We start from the raw sequence: 13,835 nt of genomic DNA, 5'->3' as shown, positions 1-13,835 counted from the left end.
CAATGGCTAAAGTACAGTATATCACCTGTCCGAAATGCCAGCGAGACTATTATCTTGACAAGATTCTCTTCGAGCAGGGCAAAGACATTATAAAGCTGAGATGCCCGTTCTGCAAAACAGAATTCTATCTGGACGTAAACACCAATGAAACAAAGCTAGACAACAAACAGGGCTAGACAGATACTCGCCCCCCTCCCCCCCTGCACGGGGCCGATGCACCGGCGACGACGGGACGGCCCCGTACAGGGGAGTATATAAGATCCGGATAATTAAATGCAAGGTGGCAACACACGGTGGCATACGAACACATAAAAATACTCAGCGGCGTCGCCACGGTCATTATTCTTAACCGTCCGCACCAACTGAATGCCCTCAACAAGAATATGATCAAGGAATTAAGCGCCGCCGTCGAAGAAGCGGAAAAAGACGGGAACGTTACCGCCGTACTCTTGACGGCGGATGGCAACCGCGCGTTCTGCACCGGCGCCGACCTGAAAGAACGAAACGCCATGACCGTCCCGGAAATAAAGGACGTAAGGAGATTGCTAGTAGACTGCTTTTCAAGAATCGCCCGATTCCCCAAACCGATGGTTGCCGCTGTCAACGGGCTCGCACTCGGCGGCGGTTGTGAATTAGCCATGTGCTGCGATTTTATTATCGCTTCCGAGCAAGCCGTTTTCGGACTGCCGGAAACCGCCCTGGCGATAATACCCGGCGGCGGTGGCACAGTCCACCTCCCGAGGATAATCGGTCCTAACAAGGCCAAAGAGCTAATCTTCACCGGTAGGCGCGTGAATGCACAGGAAGCTCTGGAAATAGGGCTTGTCAACCACGTTCACTCCGCCGCCGACTGCCGCGAAAAGGCGATGGCCATTATGCATGAAATAGCAAAAAATGGCCCGGTAGCACTCCAGCAGGCCAAAAAATCGATTAACTTCGGCTCGGCGCTTGACATCAACACAGCGTTCAGCCTTGAAGCCGAGTGTTACAATACTTGTCTAAACACCGAAGATCGCACAGAAGGACTTAAAGCCTTCGTGGAAAAACGCAAACCCGTCTATAAGGGCTGTTGAGGGGAGTGAAACACTGTGGCCACACTAAAATACCCGAAAAAGGTTGTCCTCGGAGAAATCACCGTTCGCGACGGTTTTCAGCATGAGGAAAAAACTATTTCCACGGCTGCTAAGCTGGCCTGCGTTGAAGAACTGATCCTGGCAGGTTTCCGACGCCTGGAAGTGACAAACTTAGGCAATCCCAAAGGTATGCCTCAGTTTGCTGACGCTGACGAACTTTTCCGGCTCATCCGCACGAGCGGGCGGATAAAGACTATCCTCCCCGAAGTCGAACTCACTGCCGTCACCATTAGGGAAAAAGCGGTCGACAGGGCCATTGAACTGAAGAAAAGAGGCTATGGTCCTGACCGTATCCTGCAGATGGTTTCAACTTCACCAACCCATATGATAAAAAACTCCGGCCTTGATCACAAGGGATACTGGAAGATGACCGAGGAATGCATAAAAAAGGCTCATGACGCGGGTATCAAAGTGAACGGCACAGTCAGTACCATCTGGGGCTGCCCGATAGAGGGTCCGACCGAACTGGCGAAAGCCATAGAATTTACCAAACGCTACCTCGACCTGGGAGCCGACGATATCGAACATGCCGACCACGACGGTTCCGCCCCGCCGGACAAAGTATACGAATACTTCAGCAGAGTACTTGACGCCATCCCCGATCCCAAGCTTCACATCGCCCATTTCCATGTTACCAGGGGCTGGGGCCTGGCCAACGTCCTGGCTGCGCTGCAGGCAGGTATAACACATTACGAAAGCACTATGGGCGGAATAGGTGGGCAGCCGGCCAATTTTGTCGACGGATCTCCCGTCGCCGGTACAGGCGAGTATTACTACCAGGATCCCAACATCGTCGGCCTGGTGTCAACCGAAGACATGGTGGTCATGATGGACGAAATGGGCATAGAAACAGGGGTGGACGTGGACAAGATACTGCGGTTTGGCCGCACGGTCGAAAAGATCGTGGGGCGGCCGCTGCGCAGCGAATGCATCCGGACGGGGCGGATTCCCAAAAAGGCGGTATGCATAAACCAATAATCGATCTGAGGGAGATGACCACGTGGTTGCAAAGAGGCATCGAGTAACAGTAGAAGAACGACTCTGCAAAGGCTGCGGAATTTGTGTACATTTTTGTCCTGCCAAGATACTGGAGCTCACTCCCGTCGGCAAGATAAAGGTAATAGATGGGGATAAGTGTATGGGCTGCAAAGCCTGCGAGCACAGATGTCCAGATTTTGCATTGAGCGTGGAGGAGAGGGAATGATCAAGGAAAATCGCGTTCGCTTCATGCAAGGGAACGAGGCTGTGGTCGAAGCGGGTATAATCGCCGGGGTCCGGTTCTTTGCCGGCTATCCCATTACGCCAGCCAGCGAAATCGCTGAACTTATGTCCATCAGAATGCCCCAGGTTGGCGGGTCATATCTGCAGATGGAAGACGAACTGGCTAGCATGGCGGCTATCGTGGGCGCCTCGATGGGCGGCCTCAAATCTATGACCGCCACCAGCGGGCCGGGGTTTTCCCTTATGCAGGAAAATATCGGTTTTGCCTCAATGGTGGAAATACCGTGTGTCATTGTCAACGTGATGAGAGTAGGGCCGGCTTCCGGCATGCCGACACATCCCGCCCAGGGCGATGTTATGCAAGCCCGGTGGGGCACCCACGGCGATCACCCGGTCGTCGTGCTTTGTCCGGCTAACGTCAAAGAAGCTTTTGACCTGACCATCGAAGCAGTCAACATCTCAGAATTGGTAAGAGTACCTGTCATCTTGCTCTCCGACGCTACCGTCGGCCACATTCGCGAGAGGGTTGAACTTCCCGATCCCGCTTCTATCGCGCTTATTAACAGGAAAATGACAACCCTCCCGCCCGAACAGTACAAACCGTTCGCAGCTGGCGAGGATTGTGTCCCGGAGTTCGCCGACCGGAGCAACGGATACAGATATCATATGTGCAGCAACATGCATAACGAATGGGGTTTCCCGGCTGACTCCGGGCATGAGATCGCCGACAAGCTTATTCGCAGGTTGGACAAAAAAGTCGATCTATTCCAGGATCGGGTTACCTTTTATAACACTTACGAGACTGAAGATGCGGAGTTCATGATCGTCGCGTATGGCAGCGTGGCTCGCTCAGCAAAGGACGCCGTCAAGCTCCTTCGCAAGGAGAATATCCGCGCCGGGCTTTTGCAACTACAGACGATCTGGCCTTTTCCCACCGCTGTGGTAAAACAGTTCTGTGTCGGCGCAAAAACGGTCATCGTTCCCGAAATGAACATGGGGCAACTGATCAGCGAGGTGCGCTTGGCTGCCGGATGCGAGGCTGTCGGCGTCAACCGGGCAGACGGGATGGCCATTTCGCCACAGGAAATTATCGAAAAAGTGAAAGCGGTGAAATAAATTGGCTCAGGTAAAAGATTATTTACGGCCGGGAAAACTGCCCCACATCTGGTGCCCGGGCTGTGGCGACGGCACAGTAGTCGGAGCAATGATCCGCTCCATCGACAAGTTGAAACTCGACCGTGATCTCGTGACCGTCATCACCGGCATTGGCTGTTCATCACGGGTCAATAACATAATGGACTTTCACTCTTTCCAGACCACCCATGGCCGGGCTGTTGCCTTCGCTACCGGTTACAAAGTGGCCAAGCCTGACATGAAAGTCATAGTCGTCACCGGCGACGGCGACGGAGCCGGGATCGGCGGCAACCATCTCATCCACGCCGCGCGGCGAAACATAGACCTAAAAGTGATTCTCATCAACAACCAGATTTTCGGCATGACCGGCGGGCAATTTTCGCCCCTGACACCCAACGGCGCTATAGCTTCCACCGCTCAGTACGAGAATACCGAATACCCCTTCGATGTTTGCAAACTCATGGAAGCGGCCGGCGCTACCTATGTAGCCAGAGGGACAGTCTATCACCTAGCCCTGACCGAAAAGCTGATAACACGGTCGCTTGAGCACAAAGGCTTCAGCTATGTGGAAATTATCACCCAGTGCCCGACAGGCTACGGGAAACGCAACAAAATGGCCGACCCCTATCAACTGCTGATGTGGCAAAAGGAAAACTCGGTTCCTGTCGAACAAGCTGGAAAGTACAGCGCCGAAGAGCTCAAGGACAAATTCATCATCGGCGAGCTTTTGGTCCGTAACGACCGGACCGAATTTGTCGAAGCCAACGCACGATTGATCGACAAATCACGGGCAAAAGCAAAGGGCGGTAGCGGAAAATGAGAAAAGAGATAGTCTTAAGCGGCTACGGCGGTCAAGGACTTTTGATGGCCGGTGTCCTGCTCGGCGAAGCAATCGCTCTCTATGAGAGCATGAATGTCACCCAGAACCAGTCTTACGGCGTTCAGGCACGAGGCGGCACGAGCAGATCGGAAGTCGTCATAAGCGATGAGGAAATTAACTACGCCGAGATTGAAGAACCAGACATCTTGCTGGCGATGTCGCAAAGCGCCTTGAACGAATACGGTCCGAAAGTCAAGGATAACGCACTGGTAATCGTCGATTCCAGCTTTGTCGAAGATATGTCTCCGGTCAAGAATACCCGCAATATCCACAGAATCCCCATAACCGAAATATCGCGCGACAGAACGGGCAAGGCTATGCTCGCTAATGTCGTGGCTCTGGGAGCATTATCGACCCTGAGCAGAGTTGTCAGTAAAGACAGCCTCGAAAAAGAGATAGCAAAACGGGCCCCCACAGGCACGGAAGAGATTAATTTGCGGGCGTTGGCGGGGGGGATCACCGAAGCGGAAAAGCTGCTGAAGTGATTGGGCAGTGGACCCCCTCGTCACCTGACAGGGCGGGCGAACGGGAATGAACCAATCCACCGATACGGCGAGGAGAGCCACCGCCGAAAAAGCGGGAAGCTATCGTTGGGTGATTCTCGCTCTAAACACAGGGGTTCAGGCAGCTCACGCCTGTATTACGACCGCTGTCGGCACTCTGGCCCCCTTTCTGATAGCCGATCTTGGCCTTACTAAAGCAATGATCGGCATGGCGGGGGGAGCAGTCAACATCGGCATGTCTTTTACAGCGGTGCTGGCCGGGAGGCTGGCCGACAAAAAGGGCGAAAAAGTAGTTCTCGTCGCCGGCAGTCTTCTGACAGGGATCGCCATCATCATTACTTCGCAGGCTGCCTCATACTCAACGCTTTTAACCCTGCTTATCCTCACCGGAGCCGGAGCCTCAACTCCCACACCAGCCGGCAGTAAAACGATCCAGAGATGGTTCCCGGAAGCGAAATTGGGGTTCGCCCTTGGTATCAGGCAAACGGGGATTCCACTGGGGGGCTTCTTTGGCGCCCTCATCCTCCCCCTCGTCGCCGCTACCTGGGGATGGCAGGCAGCTATGGTCACGGCTGGGGTGTTGACTATCGCCGGGGGTGTGGTGTATTACTTTCTCTATCGGGAATCACCCGCCGCTCAGATTGAATCGCAAAACTTCCGGCAGAAAAACACTGCCGGCGAATGGCTCTTTCTTCGCGACATCAACCTGTGGCTAGTAATTTTTATGTCTATCATTTTCATCGGCGCCCAGTTCGACATGCTAACCTATCTCGTACTCTACCTGCATGACCAGGTCGGTTTGAGTGTAACGGTTGCCAGCGCTTGTCTGGCTATAACCCAATTGGGAGGAATCGTCGCTCGGATAACCTTGGGATTTATGAGCGACACCGTTTTCAAGGGGGCACGCAAACCGGCCCTAATAATTCTTGGTGTTATCATGACTGCCACCGTGCTGTCGCTTACCTTATTCAATCCCGGTATGCCGTTTTGGGTCGTGGCAGTCGTCTCCTGGTTTTTCGGCGTATCCGCCATGGGATGGAATGGTATTTTCGTCGCCTTGGCGATGAAACTCGCCGGAAAGGAACACGGCGGGGCGGTGGTGGGATTTTGCCTGATGATTATGCAAATCGGCGTATTGGTCTTTCCGCCCCTGTTCGGACTGCTTATCGATATCACGGGATCATACCAGTCGAGCTGGATAACTTTAGCCGGTGCAGTACTCTTGGGCACTCTGCTGATAGCCAGGGTTCACGAACCGGGGCCAGAAACCGGGAGAACTTGAGGGGGGGGGACCAGACCTGTTTGGGGATTGCCACAACACAGAAAAAAGCTGGGGGAGTTGAGAAAAAGATGAACGTTAAAAAGTATGTTGCGTTCCTTACTGCGGCCGCTATGATTGCGGTTCTTATTGCCGGATGTTCGTCAGGCGGAAAAAAAGAGGCACCGAAAGCGGCCGGCGACAAGAAAACCCTCTCCATCGCCACCGGCGGTTCCGGCGGCACGTATTTCGTAATTGGCAGCGGGATGGCCAAACTGGTCGAACAATACATGCCCGGCAGTAAGCTGGTCGTCCAGTCTACAGCCGCGTCGACCGAAAACACCAGACTGGTCGGCACCAAGAAAGTCGATTTCGCCATCGGCATGCCCGACAGCGCCTATTTTGGCATGAGAGGCGAACGGGAATTCAAGGGTAAGGAAAAATACGAAAACCTGCGGGCCGTCATCGCTGGCCATACCTCCATACTGCAAGGCTTCGTCATGGAAAAATCGGACATCAAATCAATTGCCGACCTTAAAGGCAAGAAAGTAGCCCTCAGCGCGCCTAGCAGCCCGTCCATGTATGTCGCTATGGCGGCTTTGGAAGCCTACGGGCTCAAGGAAGGGGACTACAAGCCTGTCCTGATGACCTACGCCGAAATGGCTGACGCGGTCAAAAGCGGCGCCATCGACTGCGGGTTCGTGTTCGCCGGCGCCCCCACATCATCCCTGCTGGATCTGACCACCACGTCCGGCGTCCGTGTTCTTGGTATGGAGGAAGACAAAGCCACCGAAATCCTCAAAAAGTATCCCTACTTCTCCAAAGGCATAATCAAGGCCAACACCTACAAAGGACAAACTGCCGATCTGTGGGAACTGACCGCTCCGGCTATCCTCATCACCCATACCGAGGTCAGCGACGAAGTCGTCTACAATATAACCAAGACAATCCTCGAACACACCAAAGAACTCGGCGATGTGCATCCGGCCGGGCTGGAATGGGACCTGAGCGATGCCGACAAAGGCGTGGGCATTCCTCTCCATCCCGGAGCGATAAAATACCTGAAAGAAAAAGGTATTGTCAAGTAAGCGGAAGAATGACAAAACTACACTTGTCGAATGGACTGGATCAGCGGCGAATTAGTCGCTGCTGATCCGGCTGAGTGACAACAACCGGGGGAGCACTTCCGCCATGACGAAAAGCAAAGGGCGCTGGATTCTCGCCGCCCTGATAACCGCCTTCCTGCTGGCCTTCGCCGCATGGCCGGTAAGAGTCCTCATCCTGGAAAGCGAAAAGAGCCGCCCGCTTATCCTGACCGTTGAACAGAGGGAGACAATCACCCTGCAATACGTACACTCCGTCTACCACGTCCTTCAGCGGGAAATCTACGAACCGGTTGGAAATGAACTGGTTTTGCGGTCGATGTATTTCGGCGACATGTCAGCGGCCCTCTATTACGACGCGTACGCCCTTTACCCCCTGGAGCCAGAACCTGCTGGAGGCTATACGATCAGAGAGCCGAACCTGCACTTTCCGGCCATATCATTTGCTTTGGGGCACGGCACTCAATACGAAATATATATCGGCGCCAAGCGACCGATCGACCTAGATAAAACATTCGAAGACGCCACCTTTCTTACCGTAAGACCGGATGTAATGCCTTGGGGCGAGTATTTCCTTAGGAGGTTATCGAATGGAAACCGATAAGAAACAGATCACCTGGGTCGCCGGTGTCGTCACCGTTCTTGGGGTGATCTTCTCATTATTCCACCTTTATACAGCCGGCGTGCAGGAATTGCCAGCCATGCAGCAGCGCCTAGTCCATCTGACTCTGGGCTTAATGATGGCTTTTTTAATTTTTCCCTGGTGCCAGGGTAAAGAAAATGGGAAAATGCGCATCGCGGATGTAGTGTTGGCCATTATAGGACTGATCGTCGGCGGCTACCTGATTATTAATTATGAAGCCATTACCTTCCGCCTCGGCGCGGCCACGGAACTCGACATAATTATGGGGGCAATTCTGGTTGCGCTCGTCCTTGAGGGAACCAGGAGAGTGATGGGATGGCCTTTGCCCACCATTGCCGTGCTCGCTCTGTTATATGCCTTTTTCGGCGACCGCATGCCCGATGCGCTGGCGCACAGCGGGTTTGATGCCGATAGGGTCGTCAGCCATCTTTCGCTAACCACCGAGGGAATCTTCGGCATTCCCCTGGGAGCTTCGGCGACCGTCGTCGTTATCTTCATTCTCTTCACCTCATTCCTGAACGCTACGGGAGCCGGCCAATATTTCGTCGACCTGGTCATGAGCAAGTTCGGCAAAACCCGGGGCGGTTCGGCCAAGGCCGCGGTCGTCGGCAGCGCCCTCATGGGCATGTTGACTGGCAGCGTCGTGGCTAACGTAATGGGGATTGGCACCTTCACCATCCCGCTTATGAAAGAGAACGGCTACAACGCGCGGGTGGCGGCGGCGGTCGAGGCGGTAAGCTCCACCGGCGGCCAGATTATGCCTCCCGTCATGGGCGCAGCGGCCTATATCATCGCCGAAGTGCTGCGGCTTCCCTTTGTGGATATTATCATGGCCGCGATAATTCCGGCTGTGCTCTATTACCTCGCCGAATTCATCTTCGTCGACCTGGAAGCGCAAAAAAATGGTCTCGCCGGTTTCTCCGACGAGAGGATAGCCGAATACCGGGAGCGGGCCAAAGGAAAAAGTTACCGGGTTCTGCCCATTATAGTACTGGTCGGCCTGATGGTCGTGCTGGAATGGCTGCCGACCAAGGCGGCTTTCTACTCAATCGTATTGGCCTTGTTGATCGCCATTATTCAAAAAGAAAACCGAATTAACTGGAGCAAGCTGCTCAATGTTTTAACTTCCGGGGCGCGAGGCACACTGGAAGTCATCATGGCCACCGCTTGCGCCGGCATTATCATTGGCTCTCTTTCCCTGACCGGATTGGGTATCCAAATGTCATCCATGCTCGTCAACCTGGCCGGTGGCAGTCTCATTTTGCTGCTACTGCTGACGATGGTTGTGTCGATTATCCTCGGCATGGGTCTGACAACAACCGCCTGCTATGTAATTCTGGCCGTTCTCGTGGCCCCCTCCCTCGTTAAAATGGGTGTAAACCCGTTGGCCGCCCACTTTTACGTTTTCTACTTCGGGATGTACTCCTTCATCACACCGCCTGTAGCCCTGGGGGCTTACGCGGCGGCGAGCCTGTCCGGAGCCGACCCCTTCGCGACCGGATTCACCGCATTCAAAATCGCCCTGCCGGGGTTCCTCATTCCCTTCCTGTTCATCTACTATCCGGCTCTGCTGGGTATCGGCGCTTTGCTTGATGTGGCGATAGTAGTCATAACGGCCTGTATCGGCGTATTCTTCATGTGTACCTCCACAGTGGGTTTCTTCAGAAAAGATTTGGTAACGTGGGAAAGGGCTATCATGCTTGTCGCCGGACTTATGTTGATTCATCCCAGCTATATAGCTAGCGTAATCGGCATCGTACTGGGTGTCGCCATGCTGATCCTCCGCTGCCGACCCTCCAAAGACGCGCAGGCTTGCTGAACTAATTAGGAAAGTTGGGAAACACCTTGCAACAGCAGATTATCAACATACCGGAAATCTTGCTCGCAACCGTACTGAAGCGGCGAATCCGGGCGGAGATTACGGTGAACGAACCGGGAGTCATGCACGGCATCGAGTTACTGGTGCAAAAGGCCCGCGATCTCGGCTTGGAAGCAACCGCCCATGTCAACTCCGGCGCTTCCCTTACCAGTGGACAAAAGATTGCCTCCTTGCAGGGTGATCCCGTTCGGATCATTACAGGCGAAGACCATCTGCTCAGCCCGATCTCTAAGGCCTCGGGCATTGCCACTATGGCCAGGAAAGCGGTTGAGCAGGCGGGGCGCATAAGAGTGGTCAGCGGGGGATGGAAGAAGATTCCGCAGGAAATGAAGGAAATCGCCCGCGCCGCGCTTCAATCAGGCGGGGTGGGTATGAGAATTCTGGATCAACCCTTCCTATACCTAGACAAAAACTATCTCCGCGTGTTCGGCTCAGTGAATGCGTTGCTTAAAGCGGCAGCCGCCCTGCCCGACCGGGCGGTGTCGGTACAGATCCGCGGCGAGACTGCGCCCATCGGCGACGAAGCGGTGGAAGCAGCTTTTGTTGGCGCCAAGGTTATCATGGTCGACACCGGAAAGATAGCCGATCTGCGTACTTGCTCAAAGCAGTTGAAAGACACGAACCTACGGGACCGAGTCAAGCTCGCTTTTGCCGGCGAAGTGCGAGTCGCCGATCTTCCCGCCTTGCGGCGGGAAGACATCGACATTGTGGACATCGGCAAAGCCATTCTCGACGCTCCTCTCCTGGACTTCCGCTACGATGTCATAAAGGAGTAATAGCCGTGGAACTCAATCTGTTGGAAAAAACGGAAATCCATATCCAGCCCGTAAAACTTGACGACGCCAACCTGGGCGAGATAGCCCGCGTAACGGCGGCGGTTCTCGGTTTACAGCCCGACCGGGTTCAGGTGATTGACGTCCGCGAGGATAGTATCGCCCTCGATATCCTTCAGCAGAACATCCGGGCCGAGCAAGTATTCGGCAAGGGCAGGGAATTGCTGGCGGAACTGACTAAAGTCAGCGGCTTCGGTATATTTCCCGATACTCGGATCGACTCGTCGGGGATTCTCGGCTACATCGAGCTCGACCCGGGTCGCGCCGGGGAAGTTCTTAAAAACGCAGGCAAAATGAGCCAGGAGATAAGGAGCAGAATCGCTAGGCGGGCTATCGTGTTTCCCAGCGGTGCCGAGGTTCAGAGCGGTTTAATCGAAGACACCAACACGCCTTACCTGCTGGAGGAACTGCGTCGTGAGGGCTTCAAGGCCGTCCGGGGAGAAATTCTGCCGGACGATCTGACAGTAACAACTGCTAGACTTAACAGCGCCGTGGACGAAGGCTACGGGCTGATCGTCACCACAGGGGGAGTAGGGGCCGAAGACAAGGATTTCAATGTCGAAGCACTGAGCAAAGTCGCCAGCAAAGTCTGGACACCTTACATCATCAGGTTTACCAGAGGGCAGGGCCGGCATATCAAGGATGGCGTACGCATAGGAGTCGGTCAGATCGGGCTGACGACTATCGTCAATTTGCCCGGTCCCCATGAGGAAGTGCAGACAGCCTTTCCCATCATGCGCTCATTCATCCGCGGCGAAATCGACGCTGAAAACCTGGCGGACCAATTGGCCCAAGTGCTGAAAAATCGCTGGCAAGAGAAGTTCGACATGATGCACAATAGGCATGCGGGAGGACACTAGAGTGCGCGGCAATAGCAAGACACGCATAATCGTCGGCATGTCAGGGGCGACGGGGCAAATTTACGGCATCCGGTTGCTGGAAGTGCTAAAGGGTTTCAAAAAAATCGAAACACACTTGATATTATCCGACTGGGCCCGCAAAACAATCGAACTGGAAACCGATTACAAAGCAACCGATGTCGAAAATCTTGCCGACTGCCGTTATAGTATCAATGATCTCGGTGCCGCTATCTCCAGCGGTTCCTTTCCCTGTCACGGCATGGTCGTCTTACCGTGCAGCATCAAGACGCTGTCTGCCATAGCGCACTCATATGACACTAACCTTCTCATTAGGGCGGCCGATGTTACCTTGAAAGAAAAGCGGCCGCTGATCCTGGCGGTCAGGGAAACCCCCCTCCACCTCGGCCATCTCAGAAGCATGACCGCTGCCGCAGAATGCGGGGCGACGATATTCCCTCCCGTGCCCGCTTTTTATAACCGGCCCCGCACGGTTGACGACCTTGTTATTCATACTGTCGGCAGAATACTCGACACCCTTGGCCTCAAAAACAGCCTCAGTCGGCGCTGGGGGGAATGACATGAGAAGCGACGGGATTGTAAATACTTGTCTCAAGGAGCCCATTACCGAGGAGGTAGCCGACGGTCGCTATTCCTTGCACGCTGTCCTGGTAACAACTGCGGACGGGATAAGCATTTACCTGGGCGGTGGCGAATCGCCCCACATCGGCACGGTAGTCATAAGTCAACCCAGACCAAGCCTTAGGGGGGACGGCCAGATCAGCTGTACAACGTCCGTCTTCAATCTTATCGCCCACAAAGATGATAGTCTGGCGATTCCGCTTGCCGAAGAACTGTGCAAAAAACATAAACAGGTAGTAGTTGTCACGGCCGGAGTCCATATCGACAACGCCGAAGAAAATGACATCGCCCGTCTAGGCCGCAATTCGGCCGCTCTAGCTGCCAAACTTATGGCGAGAATGGTAAATAAGGTCTAGTCGTATCAGGACAGCTACTAAGGGGAAAAAGCATACAGACCAAACGTCACCCTTGTGGTCAAAACCGGGGCCGATACGTCGGCGACGCAGACGGGGCCTCGCTGGCTAAACTGCCCCAGGACCTTCAGGCGGCATAGGCCGGGCTCAGGCTTTAGCGAACTGGGAGGAGCGGTTAGAGAATGCCTATTATCGTGAGCCTTGTCACTGAAGATAAATTTGCGGCATCACGGGTAACGCGCCCGGAAGGGTGGAATATCCGATTTTTGGACTCGGCTAGCGAGGATGAAATTATCGCTGCCTGTCACAAAGCCGACTTCTTGTTGGCGGCGGGAACGGCTGCTAAGATCAGCGCCAAGATTGTGGACAATATTCCGGATATCAAACTGATCCAAACGATCGGGGTGGGGGTCGACCATATCGACATTCCGGCCTCAATCCGCATGGGAATCCCTGTGGCTAACGTTCCGGGGCAAAATGCTTCTTCGGTTGCCGAATACACCATTGGGACAATAATTGCGCTCCAGCGCCGGATTATAGAAGCCGGCCACGAAATACAGGCCGGCAACTACTCGCCTTTCAGAAACAGTATGATGGCGAACGGGCTAAATGAAATTCGCGGCAGCAAAGTAGGCCTAATCGGATTCGGCGCGATCGGGCGTGAAGTGGCAAGAATCGCCGTCGCAATGGGGGCGACGGTCAGCTATTATGCCAGCCGTCGGCACCCGCCGGACATAGAGGCCCAATACCAGGTTCAATATAAGGTTTTGAACGAGTTGTTGGCCACGAGTGACATAATCAGTCTTCATTTGCCGGAAACCGCGGAAACGCGGGGTCTGATCGGCTTCCGCCAGTTTATGATGATGCCGGATGGCAGCATTTTCGTCAACACCGCCCGGGGGGGAATAGTGGATCAGGAAGGATTGGCGAAAGCTCTGGAGGCTGGCCATCTCGCCGGTGCCGCGATAGATACGTTTTCACCTGAGCCGCCTGCCCCCGATCATCCCCTTCTTCACCTTTCGCCGGCGTCACGGAGGCGAGTGATCCTTACTCCGCACATCGCCGGAGCGACGGCCAATTCATTCAAGCGCATGATCGAGGCGGCGTTGGCAAATATCGGGCGTTTGCATCGGGGGGAAAGACCCGAAAACGTCGTAAACGGTATTTTCGTAAAGCGGTAATTGGTTTATATTCAAAGAACGCAAGAAAAAATGGATGGTTTCACGTTCACATACATTCGTAGCGAATTGACATGGAGGTAGAAAATGGCTATAGTAATTACCCCCAAAGAGGCCGCGGCGATGGTCAAGGACGGCATGACCGTCATGATCGGCGGTTTTCTGGCGGTAGGCACCCCGGAATCTCTGGTGGACGCGCTTGTCGCCCAGGGGACGAA

17 protein-coding genes are annotated in these 13,835 nt (G+C 54.3%); all 17 read left to right on the top strand.

The genetic code is table 11. The features are described from left to right. Positions 1 to 2: 2 nt before the first annotated feature. Positions 3 to 176 (top strand): hypothetical protein, encoded by a 174-nt coding sequence (locus tag RIN56_17860; GenBank protein MDR7868662.1) that lies wholly within the window; start codon positions 3 to 5, stop codon positions 174 to 176. A gap of 117 nt (positions 177 to 293) precedes the next feature. Then, positions 294 to 1,073 carry an enoyl-CoA hydratase-related protein gene (locus tag RIN56_17855; protein MDR7868661.1) on the top strand — a complete coding sequence of 260 codons (780 nt, stop codon included), beginning with the start codon at positions 294 to 296 and terminating at the stop codon, positions 1,071 to 1,073. 15 nt (positions 1,074 to 1,088) lie between these two features. After that, the gene (locus RIN56_17850) at positions 1,089 to 2,111 is read left to right on the top strand and encodes a hypothetical protein (GenBank protein MDR7868660.1); all 1,023 of its coding nucleotides are present in this window, start codon (positions 1,089 to 1,091) and stop codon (positions 2,109 to 2,111) included. A gap of 22 nt (positions 2,112 to 2,133) precedes the next feature. After that, on the top strand, positions 2,134 to 2,337 hold the full coding sequence (locus RIN56_17845; GenBank protein MDR7868659.1) for a 4Fe-4S binding protein: 204 nt from the start codon (positions 2,134 to 2,136) through the stop codon (positions 2,335 to 2,337). After that, positions 2,334 to 3,470: a 2-oxoacid:acceptor oxidoreductase subunit alpha gene (locus RIN56_17840; GenBank protein ID MDR7868658.1), complete on the top strand. Its 1,137-nt coding sequence runs from the start codon at positions 2,334 to 2,336 to the stop codon at positions 3,468 to 3,470. The genes RIN56_17845 and RIN56_17840 overlap by 4 nt, the downstream gene beginning before the upstream one ends. Before the next feature lies 1 nt (position 3,471). Continuing rightward, on the top strand, positions 3,472 to 4,308 hold the full coding sequence (locus tag RIN56_17835) for a thiamine pyrophosphate-dependent enzyme (protein ID MDR7868657.1): 837 nt from the start codon (positions 3,472 to 3,474) through the stop codon (positions 4,306 to 4,308). Continuing rightward, complete coding sequence (locus RIN56_17830; protein MDR7868656.1) at positions 4,305 to 4,853, top strand: 2-oxoacid:acceptor oxidoreductase family protein; 549 nt, start codon at positions 4,305 to 4,307, stop codon at positions 4,851 to 4,853. Before RIN56_17835 ends, RIN56_17830 begins: the two co-directional genes overlap by 4 nt. A gap of 46 nt (positions 4,854 to 4,899) precedes the next feature. Next, positions 4,900 to 6,153, top strand: coding sequence for an MFS transporter (locus RIN56_17825; GenBank protein ID MDR7868655.1), 1,254 nt, complete (start codon positions 4,900 to 4,902; stop codon positions 6,151 to 6,153). Positions 6,154 to 6,221: 68 nt separating this feature from the next. After that, positions 6,222 to 7,217, top strand: a complete 996-nt coding sequence (locus RIN56_17820; protein MDR7868654.1) for a TAXI family TRAP transporter solute-binding subunit — start codon at positions 6,222 to 6,224, stop codon at positions 7,215 to 7,217. A gap of 103 nt (positions 7,218 to 7,320) precedes the next feature. Further along, the gene (locus RIN56_17815; GenBank protein MDR7868653.1) at positions 7,321 to 7,836 is read left to right on the top strand and encodes a DUF1850 domain-containing protein; all 516 of its coding nucleotides are present in this window, start codon (positions 7,321 to 7,323) and stop codon (positions 7,834 to 7,836) included. Beyond that, a complete protein-coding gene (locus tag RIN56_17810) occupies positions 7,823 to 9,694 on the top strand; it encodes a TRAP transporter permease (protein MDR7868652.1) in 1,872 nt (623 codons plus the stop codon). Before RIN56_17815 ends, RIN56_17810 begins: the two co-directional genes overlap by 14 nt. A gap of 14 nt (positions 9,695 to 9,708) precedes the next feature. Beyond that, on the top strand, positions 9,709 to 10,530 hold the full coding sequence (locus RIN56_17805) for a hypothetical protein (GenBank protein MDR7868651.1): 822 nt from the start codon (positions 9,709 to 9,711) through the stop codon (positions 10,528 to 10,530). Positions 10,531 to 10,535: 5 nt separating this feature from the next. Next, positions 10,536 to 11,447: a molybdopterin-binding protein gene (locus RIN56_17800; GenBank protein ID MDR7868650.1), complete on the top strand. Its 912-nt coding sequence runs from the start codon at positions 10,536 to 10,538 to the stop codon at positions 11,445 to 11,447. A gap of 1 nt (position 11,448) precedes the next feature. Further along, positions 11,449 to 12,024 carry a UbiX family flavin prenyltransferase gene (locus RIN56_17795; protein ID MDR7868649.1) on the top strand — a complete coding sequence of 192 codons (576 nt, stop codon included), beginning with the start codon at positions 11,449 to 11,451 and terminating at the stop codon, positions 12,022 to 12,024. Between the two features lies 1 nt (position 12,025). Then, positions 12,026 to 12,442: a hypothetical protein gene (locus RIN56_17790; GenBank protein MDR7868648.1), complete on the top strand. Its 417-nt coding sequence runs from the start codon at positions 12,026 to 12,028 to the stop codon at positions 12,440 to 12,442. A 179-nt stretch (positions 12,443 to 12,621) separates the two neighbouring features. Then, the gene (locus RIN56_17785; protein MDR7868647.1) at positions 12,622 to 13,620 is read left to right on the top strand and encodes a 2-hydroxyacid dehydrogenase; all 999 of its coding nucleotides are present in this window, start codon (positions 12,622 to 12,624) and stop codon (positions 13,618 to 13,620) included. An 84-nt stretch (positions 13,621 to 13,704) separates the two neighbouring features. Further along, a partial coding sequence (locus RIN56_17780; protein ID MDR7868646.1) for a CoA-transferase occupies positions 13,705 to 13,835 on the top strand: 131 nt, incomplete at its 3' end.

The organism is Sporomusaceae bacterium, assembly GCA_031460455.1.
GTDB lineage: Bacteria > Bacillota > Negativicutes > Sporomusales > UBA7701 > Anaeroselena.
Note: the sequence above shows the minus strand (reverse complement) of the source record. Positions and strands in the feature narration are given on the sequence as shown.